Genomic DNA, 21,925 nt, shown 5'->3' on the forward strand with positions numbered 1-21,925 from the left:
ATCATATTACCATACTCACTTTTTAAATACACACATATTTTTGGTAGTTTTTTGAATAAATCTTCCAATTCAATCAGAAAATAATGGCAAAAAGAGAAGAGGAGCATACATATGGATACTGTAACATTAGCAAGGGCCTTTTTCGGTTCTTCACTAGCATTCCACATTATCTTTGCAACGCTTGGAGTCGGACTGTCTTTAATGATTTTTATAAGTGAAATATTGTATCACTGGAAGAAGGATTCTGACTATGCCATTATGGCAAAAAGATGGACAAAGGCTTTTGCCATCCTTCTCGGTGTAGCAATTCCAACTGGAACAATTGTTGGTGTGCAAATTTCACTTCTTTGGCCTGGCTTCGCCAAAATTGTTGGTCAAGTTATTTCCGTTCCCTTTCAAATTGAGATTTTCGCCTTCTTTTTGGAAGCTTTATTCATGTCTATTTACGTATATGCAGCTGATAAACTACCTCCATTTATGAGGTTAGTCTCGCTCTTTTTCGTTATGCTTGGTGCCACTGCATCCGCCGTGCTTATTACATCAGCAAATACATGGATGAATACACCAGCGGGCTTTTCAATGAGTCCGGATGGCTCAGTTTTTAACGTTGATCCGTGGAAAGCTTTCTTTAATCCGAGCTTTGGTACAAGTGCATTCCACGTTGTTATTACGGCATATGCAACTGGAGCAGCAGTTATCGCCTCTATCGCCGGATTTAAATTATTGAAACGAAATATAAGCGCACGTGAAATTGCTTATCATAAAAAAGGATTACTTTTAGGACTTGTCGTTACTTTCATTACTGGTGCTACGATGTGGCTTTCAGGGCACGAATCTGCTATCGCCTTACATAAACATTCACCCGAAAAACTAGCATCTGCTGAAGCTTTATTTGAAACGACATCACATGCTCCTTTATCAATTGGCGGGGTTGTTGATCCTAATACCCTTGAACTAAACTATGCACTCGAAATTCCAAACATGCTCAGCTTATTAGTAGGACTCGATCCTAGTACCGTCGTAAAAGGGCTAAATGAATTCCCGCAAGAAACGTGGCCACCATTTTATACACATACGCTTTTTAATTTAATGGTCGGCTCTGCTACATTTACCTTTGCTGTCGCAGCTATTGCCCTCATGTATTGGTACTTTGTTTATCGAAAAAAAGGAGCGGAGTTACCGAAATGGCTTCTTTGGGCGACTGCTGCATGTGGACCCGTTATGATGCTCGGTATTGAATTCGGATGGATTTTCAGTTGTAGTGGTCGCCAACCATGGACAATTTATGGCATGCAACGTACGTTAGATGCTGCTACACGTGCCGATTTCGTCGGTCCTTTATTTGTCCTATTCATCATTTTATACATCGGACTCGCTATTTTAACAGTCTTTGTACTACGGACATTCTTTAAGAGACATCCGCTAAAGAACGATTTACATCAACAAGGAGGCGATTCTCGTGCATGAGGAAAGCATTGCAATCATCATCTTATGGGCTCTTATTTTCGTATATAGTATATTAGGGTCCATTGATTTTGGAGCTGGTTTTTGGGGCATGGTATACGCTAAACATCCGACACTCGCTGCAAAGCTTGCCAATCGGTACTTATCACCAACTTGGGAAGTAACAAATACGTTTCTCGTCTTTGTCGTAGTCGCTTTTCTCGGCTTCTTTCCAAAAGCAGCCTTTACCCTTGCAACGGTTATGTTCGTACCGGTTATGTTAATTCTAGTACTCGTTGCGATTCGAAGTACATTTATGGTATTTGCTTACTCTTTGCCGAAATACCAACATCTTCTTCGTATTATTTCAGGGATTACTGGACTCTTAATTCCAGCTCTATTAATTACCGTTCTACCCGTCACAGAGGGCGCCTATATTACAATGTCTGAAGGAAAAGAAGTGCTCCTTTATGGAAAGCTTCTTTCTAGCCCCGTTATATACTGTTATATGCTCTTCGGACTAACATCGGAACTATTTCTCTCTTCTCTCTTCCTTGCTGATTTTGCGAGAGAACAAGGTTCTGAAGATACGTACCGAATTTATAGAAGAAATGCCATCATACTTGGTCCCGCAACGCTTGTTACTGCTATTATTGCTCTCGTTGTAATGGACCCTAAAACACACTGGCTTATGCAGGGATTAATAAAACAATTCCCATGGTTTACAGTTTCTATCGTTTTATTTGTTATCGGCTATTCCTCCCTTTGGTGGACAAATAAGAAATACAACACACTAGGCTTCCCTCGTATTGCAGTTTTAGCTGTTGTCGCTCAGTATGCATTTGCAAGCTACGCTTACGGCGTCGCACATTTACCATATATCATTTACCCAGATGTAACTGTATTTACAAGCTTTACGACGACTGAAACATTTTATGCATTGCTTATTCTTTACGCAATCGGGATTGCAATTTTACTACCAGGATTTATTTTCTTCTGGAATTTATTCTTGAAGGATAGAACTTTTTTGAAGGAAAAATAATAAATGAGGGGCATTCAAACATAGAATGCCCCTCATTTATTAGAAACCTCTCCTAATAGTTATTTCACTACTATGTCTACTTTCCTTATATCTAAAAAACACATATTCACATCATTCCATTATACGTCTAGTTCTTCTTATTTTTTGCTGAATATACTACCAGTACAAACTTGAGACAAGCTACGTTTGTTCAAGAGAAAATAGAAGCCCCCTTCGCTACCGTCTTAGCAAAAGGGGGCTTCTTCTATATTTAAGCTAGGTACAGTGTGATCAATCAAGTAAAGAGGTGTAACGTATTATTGATATAAATGACTACCAGTTTCTTTAAATTGTTCTGCCTTCTCTTTCATTCCTTTTTCAATTGCTTCTGTCGTTTCTAAATCATTTTCTTTCGCATATTCACGAATATCATGTGAAATTCTCATACTGCAAAACTTCGGTCCACACATCGAACAGAAATGAGCTGTTTTCGCACCTTCTGCTGGCAACGTTTCATCATGATACTCCATCGCACGTTCAGGATCTAAAGATAAATTAAATTGATCGCGCCAACGAAATTCGAATCGTGCTTTTGAAAGTGCATCATCACGCTGATGAGCCGTTTTATGCCCTTTCGCAAGATCGGCCGCATGCGCAGCAATTTTGTACGTAATAACCCCTTCACGAACATCATCTTTGTTCGGCAAACCTAAATGTTCTTTCGGTGTTACATAGCAAAGCATCGCCGTTCCAAACCAGCCGATCATCGCTGCACCAATTGCTGATGTAATATGGTCATAACCTGGTGCGATATCAGTCGTTAACGGCCCAAGTGTGTAGAACGGCGCGCCCTGACAAATATCAAGTTCTTTCTCCATATTCTCTTTAATTAAATGCATCGGTACATGCCCAGGTCCTTCGATCATAACTTGCACATCATGTTTCCAAGCAATTTTCGTTAATTCACCAAGTGTCTCAAGCTCTGAAAACTGTGCTTCATCATTTGCATCTGCAATGGAACCTGGACGTAACCCATCTCCAAGAGAGAACGAAACATCGTACTGCTTCATAATTTCACAAATTTCTTCAAAATGAGTATATAGGAAGTTTTCTTTATGATGGAATAAACACCACTGCGCCATAATAGAACCACCACGGGAAACGATACCTGTCGTACGCTTTGCAGTAATTGGAATGTAACGAAGTAATACACCAGCGTGAATCGTAAAGTAATCAACGCCTTGCTCCGCTTGCTCGATTAACGTATCGCGATACACTTCCCACGTTAAATCTTCTGCAATCCCGTTTACTTTTTCAAGCGCTTGATAAATTGGCACTGTTCCAACTGGTACCGGAGCATTACGAATAATCCACTCACGTGTTGTATGAATATTTTTACCTGTAGATAAATCCATAATCGTATCCGCACCCCAGCGCGTTGCCCATGTCATCTTCTCTACTTCTTCTGCAATGGAAGACGAGACAGCTGAGTTTCCGATATTTGCATTTACCTTCACGTGGAAATTACGTCCAATTATCATCGGTTCTGCTTCTGGATGGTTAATGTTAGCCGGCAAAATTGCGCGTCCTTCCGCAATTTCCTTACGAACAAACTCTGGCTCTACCCCTTCACGAATCGCAACATATTCCATCTCAGATGTAATAATGCCATTACGTGCATAATGCATTTGCGTAACATTTGCACCTTGCTTCGCTTTAAGCGGCTTGCGATTCATTTGCGGGAAAACAGGTGTATGTTTTGAAGCCACCTTTACACCGTCATCCTCGGGTTTAATTTCGCGCCCTTCATAAGCTTCCACATCACCACGCGTGATGATCCAAGAGTGGCGCGGCGTTGGAATCCCCTTTTCCAGCTCCACTTTATACTCAGGATCCGTATAAGGGCCACTCGTATCATACACACGGATTGGCGGATTTGGGATGCCGTTCGTGTCGCTTTGTTCAATCTCGCGCATCGGTACTTTCATACCTTCACGTGGTCCATCCACATATACTTTTTTACTCCCTGGTAAACTCGATTTCAATTCAATTTGCTCAGCTGAAACAGACTGTTTCATAACCTTTATTGCCCCCCTGTTCGTGACAAGGACGAGATATGGCCAGCGTATGCCAAAATAAAAAGAGCCAGGTCCATAAAAAAATAAGGACCTGGCTCATAAAGACATAATTATGTAAAGCCGTTAACTTCCCTACGCTGGTACGAGCCAGATCAGGTCCAAAGGGTTAAGAAGTTCACACGCTTCTCTCTCAGCCTACGCATACGTTAGGCACCCCTAGTTTATCACTGATTTAATTTTCAATACTTTCCCATCATACACGATAATCTGAAAAATGCAAAGGTTAATTCTTTTATTGTTTACGGAATCATCCAAGTCAAATAATAAGCCTGCACATACGTCATAATCCCAACAATAATAACGAAGAATAAACTATGCTTCACCGTGAAACGGAACAGATCTGATTCTTTCCCAGCAAGACCAACTGCCGCACAAGCAATCGCAATCGATTGCGGAGAAATCATTTTACCTGTTACACCGCCTGTTGTATTTGCTGCAACGAGAAGCACTTCAGATACGCCAACTTGCTGCGCTGTAATTGCTTGTAAATTCGAGAACAGTGCATTCGCTGACGTATCTGATCCTGTTAAGAATACGCCAATCCAGCCTAGGAATGGTGAGAAGAACGGGAATAATCCGCCAGTTCCTGCTAGCGCTAACGCTAATGTAGAAGATAAACCAGAATAGTTTGCGATAAATGCGAATCCTAATACGAATCCGATAGATAGAATTGGCATTTTCAGTTCGTTTAATGTTTCTTTAAATGTTGCTACTGCATCTTTTGCACTCATTTTCAAAATAAAGATAGAAATGATACACGCAATTAAAATCGCTGTTCCAGTCGCTGATAAAATATCTAATTTCAAGATTGCTTCATAAGGTGTTGGTTTATTTACAATAGGCTCTGCTTTCATTACTAAATTGTGCAAGCCTGGAATTTCAAACTTAAATACAAGACTTTCTAAAGCGCCGCCTGGAGCGAATAATGCTTTAAAGAAACTTTGGCTCCAAATGACTACCATCACAGTTAAAATAATGAACGGAGACCATGCTTTTACTACTTTTCCTACTGTTAGTTTCGGCATAGATGTCACCGTCGTTGCTGCTACTTCGCTATTCGCTTCTTTAGACTGATAAATTTCTTTCGGCTGCCAAACCTTTAAGAATAGCGATAAACTTACTAAACTTACAAGTGCTGACGTAATATCAGGAAGTTCTGGCCCTAAAAACGTCGCTGTAATAAACTGTGTAATTGCAAATGAACTACCCGCTACAAATAAAGCAGGCCACGTTTGTCTTACTCCTTTAAAACCGTCCATTAAAAATACGATAAAGAATGGAACAAATAAAGATAAGAATGGTAATTGATGCCCAGCCATTTGTCCGATTTTATGCGGATCAATGCCTGTTACTTGTCCAGCAACTGTAATCGGAATCCCCATTGCTCCGAACGCTACTGGTGCAGTATTTGCGATTAAACAAAGACCTGCTGCATATAAAGGATTTAATCCAAGACCTGCAAGAAGCGCTGCCGTGATCGCTACTGGTGCACCAAATCCTGCTGCCCCTTCTAAAAATGCTCCAAATGAAAATCCGATTAAAATAACGAGTAATCGATGGTCATTTGTAATTGATAATACAGATGCACGAATGACATCAAATTGACCTGTTTTCACAGAAATTTTATATAAAAATACCGACATAATGATAATCCAAGCAATTGGACATAATCCGTATAAGAAACCATACCCGGTTGCTGCCATTGCCATTGTGAACGGCATTTTATACGCAAATAACGCCACCAAAATTGTTAATACAACTGTAATAAATCCTGCCACATACCCCTTCATGCGGAAAACTGCTAAAGCTAAGAAAAAAAAGATAATTGGAATAAGTGCGACCGCTGCGGAAATCCAAATGTTACCGAATGGGTCATAAACTTGTGTCCATGTGTTCATTGTTCTCTCCCCCTCAATAATTCCCTTTTAAATAAAACATAACCTTATCAATAGACTATCAGGTCATCATACCTTTCAGCCTAAAAATAAAAAAACGTTTAAGAAAACGTTTTCACTAAGTTTCACTTCTACTTTAACATATCATTTTCCATTAAAAAAGATTTTTTTGAAAATTTTATTATCTCGCGTGAAAATCTTACAAAAACGTCACGTTCTTGTAAGGTTCATCGATAGGAAGCTAGAAAAATTTCCTGCATAATAAAAGTATAACAACGGACATTATTTATGAGGTGATATATATGAACGGAAACAAAATACTAGCAGCTTTATCATACTTTAGTGTACTATTTGCGCCTATCTTATTCCCTATTATCGTTTGGATTGTAGGCGATTCTGAAACAAAGCCACATGCGAAACGAGCTCTATGGACACACATAATTCCAAGTATCGCTACATTTATCGGTTTAATGATTCTAGGAATTATGGGCGTTGGATCTGAACAAACTGATGTAACACTTGGAATCGGAGCAATGATTGTCTTATGTATTTGTGGAATCATTAGCTTATACTACTTCATTTGGAACATCGTAAAAGGTATTAAAGTACTGAAAGCTTAATTTTAAACAAACGTTTAATTAAAAAAGGACACTTGCAATTTGCAAGTGTCCTTTATCTTCTGCGTTTCTTCTTTTTTCTCATCATTTTCTTTCGGCGCGTATTCACTTTATCCGCTATAATATGGAGTGTACTCGCCACAACAATTCCCATTACAAACGTTACAATTTCAACTTCATGTTCCTTCGCAATCTCTATTAAATTTCCGTCCAATGCTATTACATTTAATAGGAATAAAAACGGAGAAAACACGATTAACATGTATGCAATACGAATAATATCACCAATTATAATCGTATGTGTGAAAAAGGAACGATGGGGCATTACGCTCCTATATGGATACCAAAAAATGCGGAGGAATCCCCATTTATTATACGCATTACTGTACGTATCTAAATCCGGTGTTAAAAATGAAGTACCTACTACAAAACCAATTGCAAAAGTTAATAAAAAATCAAAATTTGTTAATCCATACGAAAAGAGCATAAACAAAACAACTGGAAGAGATATTAAGTTTATTTTCGTATGCGTTCTTCCTGATGGCATAATGCACTTCCTCGCTTACGTTCGCCCTGTCATCCTATGACAGTTCTCACCTATTGATCTAATTTTTGATCGATAAATGATGTGTCTATATCCGAACTAAACCATTCTGCCAACTTCACTCGTGCCTTATCTTTCACATCTTCATTTACGTATATCGATGCTTGTAATAGTGCGGCCGTTAACGCACCCAAATCATCCGTATAACCAATTCCAGCAATGAAATCCGGGATTGCATCAATCGGTGCAATGAAATAAGCAAGTGCTCCAATTACAATAATTTTCACTCGTTTTGGAACATCAGGTCTTTGCAAAACGTAAAACAATAATAAACTCGCATAAATTACCGACTGCCCTGCCTGCTTTGCAACATGTTTTATTTTCTTCCAAAACGCTTCAGCTGAAAATTTTTGTTTCATTCAAAAGCCTCCCCATTCTTCAAAAGAAATAAGCTACAATATGTTATTGTTATCAGTAAAAGTTCATCAAAATTACACATAATCTATCAATGAAATTTTATTGTAACAAACAAACCCCAAAAGAACAAGTGTTCGTTATCTTTTCCGTATTTTCCTTCATATAATAGTTTTCTAGTCAGCCACCTAAAACTCTTTATTCCATATTTCTCAACAAAAAACTTTCAATTTTTGTTATATATTCTAGTTGACGAGCATATAAACCAATGTTAAAGTTTTCTCTGGTAGTGACAAACCACATACAAAAAATGTAAAATGTTATAGTGTTTCTCAGAAATGAATTTTGTTGTATAATACAGAAATGACGTTATGCTTATGAGCAACACAAGAAACCAAAAAGGGTATGCATAGTTAAAGTCGTATATGGGTGAATATAGAAACTCTAATTATGGCCAAGAAAACTATGTATTTTTTATTTTAACATTTTTCGCTCCAAAATCGACCAAGCCTGATAGAGAAAGGGTGGAAGTGAATGAAAGAAACCATGAAATCACAATTTCAAAATGTGCGTTTCACTTTATTCGTAGCTTTGGCCATATGGCTAAAAACCTACATCATTACACGCACAAGCTTCGATTTAAAACTTGAATCTTTTATGCAAGAATTCATTTTATTCATTAGTCCATTAGCAGCATCATTACTGTTTGTGGGTCTTGCATTATTTGCAAAAGGGAAAAAACGTAACTATATAGCACTTGGAATTAATTTTGTCTTAACGTTCATTCTTGTTGGTAACGTAATGTTCTACGGATTCTACAATGATTTCGTTACTTTACCAGTACTAGGACAAACATCTAATTTCGGGAGTTTAGGTTCTAGTGTGAAAGAATTATTGAACTTCAAAATTATCCTTGCATTTGTGGATATTATCGTATTCTTCATTCTATTGAAGAAGAAGAAAAATTTTGCACCGACAGAGCGTGTAGCACGTCCGATGCGTTCCCTATACTTCGTGTCAACAGTTGCTATTTTCTTCGCAAACCTAGGACTTGCAGAAACTGAACGTCCAGAACTATTAACTCGTTCATTCGACCGCGTTATGCTTGTTAAAAACTTAGGATTATACGTACACCAAGTATATGACCTTGGCTTACAAGCAAAATCAAGTTCACAAAAAGCATTTGCTGATGGTAGTAAATTACAAGAAACAGAAAACTACGTGAAAACAACACAAAGTAAACCAGATCCAAATATGTATGGTGTTGCAAAAGGGAAAAACGTAATTGTTGTCTCTCTTGAATCATTACAAACATTCTTAATTGGTGCGACAGTTAACGGACAAGAAGTTACACCATTCCTAAACCAATTTGCGAAAGAAAGTTATTACTTCGATAACTTCTTCCATCAAACTGGGCAAGGTAAAACATCTGATGCTGAATTCTTAGTAGATACTTCACTATATCCACTAGACCGCGGTGCTGTATTCTTCACACACGGTAATAACGAATATACAGCAACTCCAGAAATTTTGCGTCAGCAAGGGTATTACACATCAGTATTCCATGCAAACAACGCAACATTCTGGAACCGTAATATTATGTATCCGGCACTTGGTTATGATCGTTACTACAACGAACTTGATTACAAGATTACGCCAGAAACAAAATTAAACTGGGGACTAAAAGATATCGAATACTTCGATCAGTCTATCGATATGTTAAAACAAGTGAAGCAACCGTTCTATACTCGCTTCCTTACCTTAACAAACCATTACCCATTCACTTATGATGACAGTACGAAATTAATCGACGAATACAATTCTGGTGATGGAGTATTTGACCGTTACATGGTAACAGCTCGCTACTTAGACGAAGCGATGAAACACTTTATTGAACGTCTAAAAGCAGAAGGTCTTTATGACAACTCTGTAATTGTATTCTACGGTGACCACTATGGTATTTCTGAGAACCATAACCGTGCAATGGCACAGTTCTTAGGAAAAGAAGAAATTACTACATTTGACCATATGAACTTACAAAAAACACCGATGTTTATTCACGTTCCAGGTCAAAAAGAAGGTAAAACAATTTCAAAACCAACTGGTGAAATTGACATTAAACCAACTATTCTAAATTTACTTGGTGTAGATTCTACTAATGACGTTCGATTCGGTCATGACGTATTCTCACCAGATAATAAAGGATTTGTTGTTCTTCGTGACGGTAGTTTCATTACAGATAAGTATATGTACACAAACAGTACATTCTACGATCGCCAAACTGGTGAAGTTGTACAATTACCAAAAGAAGAAGCTCAACCACTTATTGATCGTGCACAAAATGAGCTGAACATGTCAGACAAAATCATTGAAGGCGACTTACTTCGCTTCTCTGAAAGCAATAAGATCAAAACTGGTGAAGTAAAAACGACTATTAAAGAAGAAAAGAAGAGCGCTGAGTAATCTCAGCCTCTTTTTTATATTTCTCTCTGTAACTTCTTCTATACATTAACTTTAAAATTACATAACCTTCACCGAATATTTACACTACATTAATGAAGCATCTTTATAATAAAATGTGTAAACAATGTTCCACATATTTCTTATCTCTCATCTTCAACAAGATCCCTTAGAGAAATATGCGCATCATTTGTTTTCAACTTTCTTATTATTGTCTTTCAAAGTGTTTTGTTTACATAAACTAAACCTTTAAAGACGATGTCCCTATGCAAGATAGCTACCCTCCTTGTGCAGCATTCCATCGAATGTTGCTTTTTTTATTTCAAAAAGCAGGATTCTTATTTCTCATTTTCGAATTTGTATATACAAAATGCTATAAATCATCGCTATTTCTCTAATATTTACAAGTACGTATACGTCATATGTAGAGAATCACTTGCATAACAGTAACTATAGTGATTTTTTTATTTGTGTACTCATGAAAGGATGGGACGGAAATTGGCATACGAAAGATTTGTACTATGGAATGATGCAGTTATTGATACAACGAAACAAAAAACGTACATAGAGCTGGAAGAAAGAGGCTTACAATTTGGGGATGGTGTCTATGAAGTTATTCGCCTCTATAACGGAAACTTTCACTTATTAGATCCACATTTAACAAGACTATATCGCTCCATGGACGAAATGGAATTATCACTCCCTTTCTCAAAAGCAGAACTCATTATATTACTCTACAAACTAATTGAGAGTAATAATTTCCACGAAGATGGAACGATTTATTTACAAGTATCTCGTGGTGTACAAGCTCGTGCACATGCATTCTCATATGACACATCTCCGACAATCTATGCTTATATATCCAAAAAGGAAAGGCCTGCTTTATGGATTGAATATGGTGTACGCGCCATATCAGAACCTGATACTCGTTGGCTTCGCTGCGATATTAAATCGCTAAATTTATTACCAAATGTATTAGCTTATACGAAAGCTGAACGCAAAGGATGTAAAGAGGCACTTCTCGTACGAAATGGTATTGTTACTGAAGGTAGCCAATCTAACTTCTTTCTCATAAAAAACGGAACGCTATATACGCATCCAGCTAACCACCTTATTTTAAACGGAATTATTCGTCAGTACGTCCTTTCTTTAGCTAACACCCTTCAAATTCCTGTGCAAGAAGAGCTTTTCAGCACTCGCGATGTTTATAACGCAGATGAATGCTTTTTTACAGGAACGACTATTGAGATTTTACCGATGACCCACCTTGATGGAACTGCGATTCAAGATGGGCAAGTTGGTCCTATCACCAAATTACTACAAAAGTCATTTTCTCAAAGCCTTTTAAAATCCAACATTCCATCTTCTTAAATACGAATAATCTCCTCTCTTTCTACAACAAATATATGTATTTAAATAGAAATCAAGGTGTGAATTTATGCCTTGATTTTTTCTTGTAATCTTTTTGTCATATTCAGATTCCCGTATAAGTCTTGACAGTAATCGACATGCCTTTTAGACTTTTTAATAGTTGGTAAATATTTCTTCACTACATTACAGACAGAAAGGAATCGACAAATTATGAAAAAATACCTTGCCGGTCTTGCGGCAGTGTCTGTAGCAGGAGGAGCAGCACCTACACTTGATAGCGTTCAAGCTGCCCCTGAACAAAATACACAAAAAGCTGCTACACAAACTGCCCAAGCCTCCACACAAAACAGTTCATCTTATATGGTAACTGCTGACGTATTACACGTTCGTGCAGGATCAAGCACTTCTCATGACATCATCTCTCGCGTTTATAACGGTCAGTCGTTAAACGTTATCGGAGAGGAAAATGGTTGGTTTAAAATTAACCATAATGGAAAAACAGGTTATGTGAATGGTGAATTTGTATCAAAAAACGGAGCAATAAATAACAATGTAAGCACAGGTGGAAATAATAAAGTTACTGCCGATGTATTACGTGTTCGTACAGGTCCTAGCACTTCTAGCTCTATTTCAGGACGTGTATATGAAGGACAACCTTTAAACGTTATCAGTCAAGAAAATGGTTGGGTAAAAATCAACCATAATGGACAAGTAGGTTACGTAAGTAGCCAATTTGTATCAGGTGCTTCCTCAAATACGGGTTCTACAAACAGTAATAACAATGGAGCAACTGTTCAACCAGCAAGCGGAAACTATACAGTAAATGTATCTTCCCTTCGTGTTCGTACAGGTCCTAGCACTTCTCATCCAACTGTAGGTTCGGTTAAACAAGGACAAGTAGTACAAGTTGTAGGCGAAGTTCAAGATTGGTTCAAAATCAATTATGCAGGGCAAACAGCTTACTTAAGCAAAGACTATGTAACAAAAGGCGGTTCTAACGAAAACGTCACTCAAGGTAACAACCAAGGGCAAAATAATAATGTAACTGTTCAAACTGGCGGTACTTACGTTGTTAACGCAACATCCCTACGTGTTCGTACAGGCCCTGCTACTTACCATAGCGTAATTGGTGGCGTATTAAATGGTACGACATTAAACGTAATTGGATCTGAAGGTAGCTGGTTTAAAGTTAACTATCAGGGAAAAACAGGCTACGTTAGTAGCGAATTCATGAAATTCGTTAAAGGTGGCACTGCTACTCCTGAACAACCGAAACAACCTGAACAAGGTGCAATTGGTGACTACTACATTAATGCTTCTGCACTAAATGTACGTAGCGGCGAAGGTACAAATTATAGAATCATAGGCGCGCTTCCACAAGGACAGAAGGTTCAAGTAATCTCTGAAAACTATGGATGGAGCAAAATTAACTACAACGGTCAAACTGGTTACATCGGAACACGTTTCCTATCTAAAACACCAGTTGGGGGCGCAGTAGATAATAAACCTAACAATAACCAAAATAACAATCAAAACAATAACAACAATAATAATACAAGCAATAATAGCGGTGACAGTTCTTCTCTACTTGCATATGCGAAATCTATGCAAGGCGTACCATACGTTTGGGGTGGCACTTCTGCTAACGGTGTTGACTGCAGTGGTTACATCTACCACGTATATAAGAAATTTGGTCATAACATTAGCCGCCAAAGTGTTGCAGGATATTGGAGTAGCTTACCGAAAACTTCAAATCCACAACCAGGTGACTTAATTTATTTCCAAAATACTTATAAAGCAGGTCCTTCTCACATGGGTATCTACCTTGGTGGTGGATCATTTATCCAGGCTGGAGATAAAGGTGTAGCAATCGTTTCATTAGATAACTCTTATTGGAAGAGCCATTTCTTAGGATACACGAAAGCACCTTAATTAATAGTTTCAAAGCCTTCTAGATTACTAGAAGGCTCTTTTTTATAGTTTTCGATATATGAATCCCCATGTATCCCGCTATTTGTGGTTAGCCCTATTGGTAAAGGCTAATAATCAGTGGGAATAACCCCTCTACTTTATTTTCTCTACGAAAAGATTATGCGTTCATTCTCCCATTTCATACACTACATTCTATAAAAATTGTCCATAATGTTATCATAATGAATAAATCCCCACAAAAAACATAACCTATTTCATATCTATTCATTTCATATGTGTTTTTTTGTCGAATTTTCTTTTTATTTAAACTTTTCATTAGACGTTTGACCTCTGATGTCCATTATGATAAGTTACTTAAGATGTTATATTTGCAGAAGTATAGACAACTGTTTTATACACTTTTTTACTATGAGGAAGGAGCATACACTGCATGAATCTTTTATGGGGAATTGGCGGCGTGATTGGAGTATTAGCAATCGCTTTCTTACTATCTTCCAACCGCAAAGCTATTAATTGGCGCACAATTTTAATCGCGCTAGCATTACAAATGACATTTTCATTTATTGTATTACGATGGGATGCTGGGAAAGCAGGCTTAAAAGTCGCTGCTGACGGCGTTCAAGGATTAATCAATTTTTCTTACGAGGGAATTAAGTTCGTTGCTGGGGATTTAGTCAACGCAAAAGGACCTTGGGGATTTATCTTCGTTATTCAAGCACTACTTCCAATTGTATTTATTAGTTCACTAGTAGCAATCTTATATTACTTAGGTATTATGCAAAAATTTGTTAGTATCATTGGTGGTGCATTAAGCAAACTTCTTGGAACTTCTAAAGCAGAGAGCTTAAATGCAGTAACAACTGTATTTTTAGGACAAACAGAAGCACCAATTTTAATTAAACCATACTTAGCACGTTTAACTAACAGTGAATTCTTCACTATTATGGTAAGCGGTATGACAGCTGTTGCCGGATCGGTTTTAGTCGGCTATGCAGCGATGGGCATTCCGTTAGAACATTTATTAGCAGCAGCAATTATGGCAGCTCCATCAAGTTTATTAATTGCAAAACTAATTATGCCAGAGACGGAAAAAGTAGATAATAACGTTGAACTTTCTACAGAACGTGAAGATGCGAACGTTATTGACGCAGCTGCACGCGGTGCATCTGAAGGTATTCAACTTGTTATTAACGTAGCAGCAATGTTAATGGCTTTCATCGCACTAATCGCTTTATTAAATGGCTTATTAGGATGGATTGGTTCTTGGTTCGATATTAAACTTAGCCTTGATTTAATCTTCGGTTACTTATTATCACCATTCGCAATCTTAATCGGGGTTTCTCCGGGTGAAGCTGTACAAGCAGCAAGCTTTATCGGTCAAAAACTTGCAATTAACGAATTCGTTGCATATGCAAACTTAGGACCACACATGGCAGAGCTCTCTGCAAAAACAAATATGATTTTAACATTTGCAATCTGTGGTTTTGCAAACTTCTCTTCTATCGCAATTCAATTGGGTGTAACAGGAACTTTAGCTCCTACTCGCCGTAAACAAATTGCACAATTAGGGATTAAGGCTGTTATCGCTGGTACACTAGCGAACTTCTTAAACGCAGCAGTTGCAGGTATGATGTTCCTATAAATTTATGTAAAGTCTCCTCTTTAAAAAGAGGAGACTTTTTTCATATAAATCGAACACTTTCCATGTTTTTATATTTAAAAATAAAAACATGGTGACATACACAAGATAAATGTCACTCACTCCAAAAAGAAATTCAGTTACATGGTCCATTTCTTAAGAATTGCGCATACTACAAATACCCTGTACGAATTATCTTTAAGGAGGAAAGCTTCGTGAAAGATACGTCCTATAAAGTCCTGTCTATATGGATTTTACAAATTTTATTTTATTTCACTACTGTACATGTGACAAAATATGAGCATGCGCTCATTTTTACAATTATATATGTCATCATAAATGTACTATTCCTATTCTTACCTGATAAAACAGCATTTGTTTTCTTCATACTCGGAACTATCATTTCCGTATTCTATTTATTTTATGAAGCTTGGCTTCACTTATGGAGCACATCGGATCAATGGGAATATATTATTACCCACTTCCTGATGGCTGCCAACTTCTTCATCGCTTATATCTCAACTCACCTATTAAAAAAGGTTATTCTAGAAAATAGAAAATTAACGGAACAAGTGAAAATCTTAGAACAATACATTGGAGAATCAAAATTATTAACAAGACAAGAATTCGAAAGACGCCAAGCATTATTAATAACTGCAATGAATCGTCGTAATGAAACAGGTATTCTCATTTATTTTGATTTCACTTCCTTTAGTAAATACACAAAGGAAAGTGTCATGGATCGTGTGGCTTCATTATTAGTTAATACTGTAAGAACTAACTTTGACCTTGTTGCTGAATACGATAGCAATACACTGGTTATTCTACTGCAAAACACAAATGATGCAGGCGCTAATATTGTAATGAACCGCCTACAACCAAAAATGGGGCAATGGCTTGCAGTTGAAGCAATCCAAGATATACAAATTTCACGAGAGCAAATTGGACAAAAAGGACCGACATTATTATGATGACACTCGTTATACTCCTTTTATTCCTTCTGTTCTGCTTACTCGTATTTTGGATTAGTATCATATTTTCAATTAAATATGTACTTATTTTTACTGCCTTTCTATTCTCTGGCTTACTCGTTTACTACTCTCTCTTAACACTCGCAGGCTTAGTTCATCGAAATAGTAAACGAAAAGATCGCACGCTAGAACATTATCCAAGTGTAGATATTTTAATACCTGCCCATAACGAAGGGGTCGTTATTAAAGATACTTTAGAAGCGATGGCAAAGATTGAATATCCAGGCAAACTAACTGTCTATTTATTAAACGATAACTCTCAAGATGAAACACCTGAAATTGGCGATGATTTCGACAAAGCTTATGCTCATATTCGTCACATTCGTGTACCGCCTGGTGAACCGAAAGGAAAGTCGCGTGTATTAAACTATGGTCTTAGCATTTCGGATGGTGAATATTTCTGCGTTTACGATGCAGATAATCAGCCTGAACCACATGCTTTGCGAATGCTTGTAGAACATGCTGAAACATTTGAAGATGCTGTTGGAGCAGTTGGACATGTTCGTACAGTAAATGAGAAAAGAAACTGGCTAACACGCATGATTTCATTAGAATTTCAGATTTTCCAGCTCCTTATGCAATCCGGACGCTGGTTACTATTCCAAACAGGTTCATTGACAGGAACAAACATGCTCCTTCGTCGTTCTGCATTAGAAGAACTTGGCGGCTATGATCCTTATGCAATTGCCGAAGACGCTGAGTTAACATTACGAATTACACAAAAAGGCTATCTCTTACCAATCGTCCCGGAATCGATTACATGGGAACAAGAACCTGAGCATTTAAAGATTCTTATTAAACAGCGTACACGTTGGCTCCAAGGAAATTTATACATTTTAGAAAAAATGTTTTCTTCATTAAGTTTCTTTAAAGGGAAACTTCTCGTCCATTCCTTACAGCAAGTTTTAGTGTATGTCGTATTTTGGCTATTTCTAATCATTTCAAACGTTTGGTTTGTAATTGGACTGCTTGGGATATTCCAAATTCAATATAGCATTCCATTACTATTTATGTGGTACGTCGCATATATTACATATGTTTCACAATTATTTAGTGCCCAGAGCGTTGAACGAACCTTTACACCGACCAACATTTTCATTAGCGTCATTATGTACTTTACGTATGCACAGCTCTTTACGTATTTATTTATTCGCAGCCTCATTCTTTATTTACGTGCAAAGAGCAAGAAACAGGTAATCGGTTGGGACAAAACAGTACGATTCAAAAAAGAAAAAGAAAAATAAAGTGAAACTTTAATCAGTGGGAGTTTTGGTCAGCTCCCACTGATTATTAGCCACAGTTTGAGGTAGGATTCTTACTACCTGCAAATAGCGGGATAAGAAATAAGCACAGAGCGCCGTATGCTCTGTGCTTATTTCTTACCGTAATACTATATATCAGACAATACCCCTTAGCTGAAAGTTATTTCACGTCCATCCCCCAACGAACGATCGACCTTCATTTATATACGAAAAAGTGATTGCTATTTTTGTAGAACCAATTGCTTCACTTGCTGCTCTTTGCGCGTTTCAGTCTTAGGTTCCGTGCTTTCTTGGACATTGCGATGTGCCACACGTTTCAAACAAATATGCTTCCACTTTCTTTCGTAACGTTTCATTATTCTAGATGTCCCCCTTGAATGCGCTTTAAAACTATTTGAAATCGCTTACAGGAAATAATATAGCACATATAAATAAAAGTGACAACACATTTCCGACAATTTTTTGTCAAAAATATGAATAGAATTTGCCAAATATCGAAAATTGTCGAAATTAATCGTTTATCCTTTATATAAAAGGCATACTACTTAAAAAATAACGCATTTTATTTCCCTTAACTATATACAAAACCTCTTCCATACAAAAAAGAGCCGATATAAAATCAGCCCTTTTCCTTCTATTATCTATGCTGCTTCATACGTCCTTCTTTTTGCAACTCTTTAAACAACGCTGCAATCATGAAGAATATAACAAACACAAACGGGAATGCTGCAATAATTGAAGCTGTTTGCAGCGCTTCTAATCCACCAACGTATAATAGTATTGAAGCTAACGCTGCTAGAACAATACCCCAAATCATTTTTATACGATTTGGTGGGTTTAAACTGCCGTGTGTTGTTAACATTCCTAAAACAAACGTTGCAGAGTCTGCAGATGTAATAAAAAATGTTGCAATAAGTAGAATACCTAAAACAGATAAAACCGGTCCCATGCTACCCATATGGTCAAACATGGCAAACAATCCTACTTCTGTCCCCATCTCTTTAACTTGCCCATATATATTCGTACCCTCAAATAGCTCCATGTGAATACCTGTTCCTCCGAAAACAGAGAACCAAAGCGCACCAATTAATGTCGGTACGAGTAATACACCGATAACGAACTCACGAATTGTACGTCCACGTGATACACGGGCAATAAAAGTACCTACGAATGGTGACCAAGCAATCCACCATGCCCAGTAGAAAATAGTCCATGATTGAATCCACTTGTTTCCACCTTCATTTAATGGACTTAAGCGGAAACTCATACTTGGCAATTCTTGAATGTATGAACCAATTGTTGAAGTGAAGTAATTCATAATAAAGTTTGTTGGTCCTGCAAATAATACAATTATCATAAGTGCAAACGCAAAAATAATGTTCGTATTACTTAAATATTTAATACCTTTATCAAGTCCTGTCTGTGCAGATAACATGAAAAGAACTGTTACGATTGCAATAATAACTAACTGTGTCGTTAATGAGTTCGGAATAGATGTTAAATAACTAACACCACCGGCAATTTGCTTTGCACCAAGTCCTAATGATGTCGCCACACCAAACACTGTCGCAAATACAGCTAAAACATCAAACATATGAGCAAGACGACCATGTTCACCGCTCTTAAATAGTGGACCAACTGTCGCGCTAATTGTACTTGCCTTTCCTTTTCTAAATGTAAAATACGCAATACATAATGCTACAAGTGCATATAATCCCCATGGATGTAGTCCCCAATGGAAAAATGAGAAACGAAGAGCAAGACGTGCACTCTCTTCAGTTGCACCTTCTCCGAAAGGAGGTGTGTATAAATGATTTAACGGTTCCGCAACGCCCCAGAAAACCAAACCAATTCCCATTCCGGCACTAAATAACATAGCAAACCATGTCATATAACTATAATCAGGTTCATCATCATCTTTACCTAAACGAATCGAACCGTACTTAGAAACTATTAAAAAGATCGCAATTCCTAAAAATACAGAAACAGAAATAATATAGAACCATCCAAACTTACTAACTAATGCAGTTTGAATTGTAGTTGTTACATTTCCTAAGCTACCTTTTCCAATAATAGATTCGGGAATAATCCCCCAAATCGCAAATGCAATACAGAGTGTTAATGATACGATAAATGTTTTTGTCAGTTTCCTCATCAAATCCCCCTTCAGATGTTTTACTAAAACAGTTAATTCCGATGCGTTAAATCGGATAAAAAACTATAATTTTTGCGGTGATTTTCTTTCGGCTCTCTCTGTTTCGCCTTCACCAATTAGAATTCTTATGGACAGCCCTACCTTCCGTCTAACCTTTTCACTCTGCAAGAGCTAAAGGATAGGAATACTGCTGTCAAATTGCGTGAGAAAAATGCGGATGGGAAAAGATTTCCCCTAAAAGGATGTATTACAGTTGTAAAAAAGGGCAGATTTATTCCTTACAACCCTTTCTTCTTGTAACAATTATGCGGTTTTTTTGCTAGTACATAGCGCGTGTTTATAACTTCACAAACGAGGTGTTTATATTTATATAACTATATTACCCATAAAACGGTAAAATACTCAAGGTTTGTAACCGTATAGTAAACATTACGTAACATTCTTGTAATACTTTTATTTACGCCGAAAAAAATATGTTGTATTAAATATTTCGAATATAACTAGAAACCTACTAATTACATGGAATGAAAAACGCTTTCCTTTATTTCTTACTATGTTACAAAGTGTTAACGACTCATTACGAATGGTTTGTAATTGTGTGTTTTCCCCAAATCCGAAAAAATCTGTTGCTATAATGAGGACACGAAAACAAACGCAATGGAGGCTATCATGAAAAAATTAATTGGTATAGCAACAGCAGCAGTTTTTGGTCTTGGGATTTTCACATCATCTGCTAGCGCAGAAACTGTTGTTACAACAGATGTACTAAACGTACGAGAAAACCCTACTACTGAATCAAAAGTTGTCGGTAAATTACTAAATGGTCATAAATTAGATGTTCTAAATACAGAAAACGGATGGTCACAAATCAAATTAGATGGTAAAGACGCATTCGTAAGTACAGAGTTTACAAAAAGCTCTTACTACGTAACAGCTAACGTATTAAACGTACGTGCTGAAGCGAACACAAACTCAGAAATTCTTGGGACGCTTAAGAAAGACGATATGATCGAAACAACGAACCAAGTACAAAATGAGTGGTTACAATTTGAATATAACGGGAAAACGGCTTATGTTCATGTTCCTTTCTTAACAGGTACAGCACCTGTTATCGAGAAACAAGAAACGCCTACTCCTGCTAAAGCTCAAGCACCTGCTGTGACACCAGCTAAAGCTCAAGCACCTGCAGCAGCAAAACCAGCTGTTAAGCCGGCTGTAAAAGCTGCTGAAACTAACGAACCTTCTGGTGGTCGTGAGTTAACAGTTGTAGCTACAGCATATACAGCTCATCCGAGCGAAAACGGTGGCACATATGGCGGCCGTGTATTAACTGCAATGGGTCATGACCTAACAGCAAATCCAAATATGAAAATGATTGCTGTTGACCCGAAAGTAATCCCATTAGGATCTAAAGTATGGGTAGAAGGTTATGGAGAAGCTATCGCTGGTGATACTGGCGGTGCAATTAAAGGTAACCGTATCGACGTTCTACTTGGATCAGATAGCGCTTCCCAAAAATGGGGACGCAAAACTGTTAAAGTGAAAATTTTAAAATAACCAATGACTGCTAAATTACAAGCCGGTTCTCTTTATTGAGAGCTGGCTTTTATTTTTTATATAATATAAATATATTTAAGGAGGTTACGTCCATGAATTTACAAGCAAAAGTAGACTGGGTCGGTACACCAAAACCGTACATATATAAAGATGATATAACATATGATGCTATCGCAATTGACTTCTCAATCGCAAACGATGACAATCGCTATAAATTAATTGTACTCAACTATGAAGAAAATACACATTACAAAATCGTACAATATGGAATAAAACCAGGCTCTCAAAAGCCATTCCCTATCGATATCCCATTCGAGCAAAGAATGCTACCACTCATAGAACAAATATTACACGATCCATATGTACAAGCGATACTTAAACAAACACGCTCCTAATCGTAGAAAAGACTATCTCAAGTAAATGAGATAGTCTTTCTTATATGAACG

The 21,925-nt window shown here is 37.3% G+C and carries 17 protein-coding genes and 1 riboswitch; of the genes, 11 read left to right on the forward strand and 6 right to left on the reverse strand.

The window, feature by feature from the left end; genetic code table 11:
• Positions 1 to 111: 111 nt before the first annotated feature.
• Positions 112 to 1,467 carry a cytochrome ubiquinol oxidase subunit I gene (gene cydA / locus MR109_RS06470; RefSeq protein WP_048370217.1) on the forward strand — a complete coding sequence of 452 codons (1,356 nt, stop codon included), beginning with the start codon at positions 112 to 114 and terminating at the stop codon, positions 1,465 to 1,467.
• Positions 1,460 to 2,485 (forward strand): cytochrome d ubiquinol oxidase subunit II, encoded by a 1,026-nt coding sequence (locus MR109_RS06475; protein WP_002174242.1) that lies wholly within the window; start codon positions 1,460 to 1,462, stop codon positions 2,483 to 2,485. The genes cydA and MR109_RS06475 overlap by 8 nt, the downstream gene beginning before the upstream one ends.
• Before the next feature lie 296 nt (positions 2,486 to 2,781).
• Here the strand turns inward: MR109_RS06475 and thiC are convergent, their stop codons facing one another.
• Together thiC and lldP are read right to left on the reverse strand one after the other, a co-directional pair.
• On the reverse strand, positions 2,782 to 4,542 hold the full coding sequence (gene thiC, locus MR109_RS06480; RefSeq protein ID WP_048370215.1) for a phosphomethylpyrimidine synthase ThiC: 1,761 nt from the start codon (positions 4,540 to 4,542) through the stop codon (positions 2,782 to 2,784).
• A gap of 112 nt (positions 4,543 to 4,654) precedes the next feature.
• Positions 4,655 to 4,770, reverse strand: a riboswitch (TPP riboswitch).
• A 71-nt stretch (positions 4,771 to 4,841) separates the two neighbouring features.
• The gene (gene lldP, locus MR109_RS06485; protein WP_242271350.1) at positions 4,842 to 6,500 is read right to left on the reverse strand and encodes an L-lactate permease; all 1,659 of its coding nucleotides are present in this window, start codon (positions 6,498 to 6,500) and stop codon (positions 4,842 to 4,844) included.
• Positions 6,501 to 6,799: 299 nt separating this feature from the next.
• On the opposite strand from lldP, the gene MR109_RS06490 reads away from it, so the two are divergent.
• Positions 6,800 to 7,117 carry a magnetosome magnetite crystal formation protein family gene (locus tag MR109_RS06490; RefSeq protein WP_098304145.1) on the forward strand — a complete coding sequence of 106 codons (318 nt, stop codon included), beginning with the start codon at positions 6,800 to 6,802 and terminating at the stop codon, positions 7,115 to 7,117.
• A gap of 52 nt (positions 7,118 to 7,169) precedes the next feature.
• On the opposite strand, the gene MR109_RS06495 is transcribed toward MR109_RS06490, so the two are convergent.
• The gene (locus MR109_RS06495) at positions 7,170 to 7,661 is read right to left on the reverse strand and encodes a metal-binding protein (RefSeq protein ID WP_242271352.1); all 492 of its coding nucleotides are present in this window, start codon (positions 7,659 to 7,661) and stop codon (positions 7,170 to 7,172) included.
• 50 nt (positions 7,662 to 7,711) lie between these two features.
• Entirely contained in the window at positions 7,712 to 8,077 is a 366-nt protein-coding gene (locus MR109_RS06500) for a YkvA family protein (RefSeq protein WP_002174247.1), read from the reverse strand.
• Positions 8,078 to 8,606: 529 nt separating this feature from the next.
• On the opposite strand from MR109_RS06500, the gene MR109_RS06505 reads away from it, so the two are divergent.
• The 6 genes from MR109_RS06505 to MR109_RS06530 all read left to right on the forward strand — a co-directional run bounded on the left by MR109_RS06505 (position 8,607) and on the right by MR109_RS06530 (position 17,749).
• Positions 8,607 to 10,535, forward strand: a complete 1,929-nt coding sequence (locus tag MR109_RS06505; RefSeq protein ID WP_242271353.1) for an LTA synthase family protein — start codon at positions 8,607 to 8,609, stop codon at positions 10,533 to 10,535.
• Positions 10,536 to 11,018: 483 nt separating this feature from the next.
• Positions 11,019 to 11,903, forward strand: a complete 885-nt coding sequence (locus MR109_RS06510) for a D-amino-acid transaminase (protein ID WP_098304143.1) — start codon at positions 11,019 to 11,021, stop codon at positions 11,901 to 11,903.
• Positions 11,904 to 12,113: 210 nt separating this feature from the next.
• Positions 12,114 to 13,835 carry a C40 family peptidase gene (locus MR109_RS06515; RefSeq protein ID WP_242271354.1) on the forward strand — a complete coding sequence of 574 codons (1,722 nt, stop codon included), beginning with the start codon at positions 12,114 to 12,116 and terminating at the stop codon, positions 13,833 to 13,835.
• 430 nt (positions 13,836 to 14,265) lie between these two features.
• Positions 14,266 to 15,477 carry a NupC/NupG family nucleoside CNT transporter gene (locus MR109_RS06520; protein WP_098304141.1) on the forward strand — a complete coding sequence of 404 codons (1,212 nt, stop codon included), beginning with the start codon at positions 14,266 to 14,268 and terminating at the stop codon, positions 15,475 to 15,477.
• A 212-nt stretch (positions 15,478 to 15,689) separates the two neighbouring features.
• Positions 15,690 to 16,445, forward strand: coding sequence for a nucleotidyl cyclase domain-containing protein (locus MR109_RS06525; protein ID WP_098789822.1), 756 nt, complete (start codon positions 15,690 to 15,692; stop codon positions 16,443 to 16,445).
• Complete coding sequence (locus tag MR109_RS06530) at positions 16,442 to 17,749, forward strand: glycosyltransferase family 2 protein (RefSeq protein ID WP_098304139.1); 1,308 nt, start codon at positions 16,442 to 16,444, stop codon at positions 17,747 to 17,749. The genes MR109_RS06525 and MR109_RS06530 overlap by 4 nt, the downstream gene beginning before the upstream one ends.
• 239 nt (positions 17,750 to 17,988) lie before the next feature.
• Here MR109_RS06530 and MR109_RS30030 read toward each other — a convergent pair whose 3' ends face one another.
• The gene (locus MR109_RS30030; RefSeq protein WP_033795389.1) at positions 17,989 to 18,123 is read right to left on the reverse strand and encodes a hypothetical protein; all 135 of its coding nucleotides are present in this window, start codon (positions 18,121 to 18,123) and stop codon (positions 17,989 to 17,991) included.
• A gap of 281 nt (positions 18,124 to 18,404) precedes the next feature.
• Positions 18,405 to 19,922: a glycine betaine transporter OpuD gene (gene opuD / locus MR109_RS06535; protein WP_242271355.1), complete on the reverse strand. Its 1,518-nt coding sequence runs from the start codon at positions 19,920 to 19,922 to the stop codon at positions 18,405 to 18,407.
• Positions 19,923 to 20,591: 669 nt separating this feature from the next.
• Between opuD and MR109_RS06540 the strand changes: the two genes are divergently transcribed.
• Positions 20,592 to 21,479 carry a cell wall-binding protein EntA gene (locus MR109_RS06540; RefSeq protein WP_242271356.1) on the forward strand — a complete coding sequence of 296 codons (888 nt, stop codon included), beginning with the start codon at positions 20,592 to 20,594 and terminating at the stop codon, positions 21,477 to 21,479.
• 92 nt (positions 21,480 to 21,571) lie between these two features.
• Positions 21,572 to 21,874 (forward strand): DUF3910 family protein, encoded by a 303-nt coding sequence (locus tag MR109_RS06545; protein ID WP_098304136.1) that lies wholly within the window; start codon positions 21,572 to 21,574, stop codon positions 21,872 to 21,874.
• Positions 21,875 to 21,925: the final 51 nt, after the last annotated feature.

This window comes from Bacillus cereus group sp. BfR-BA-01310 (assembly GCF_022664325.1).
GTDB lineage: Bacteria > Bacillota > Bacilli > Bacillales > Bacillaceae_G > Bacillus_A > Bacillus_A paramycoides.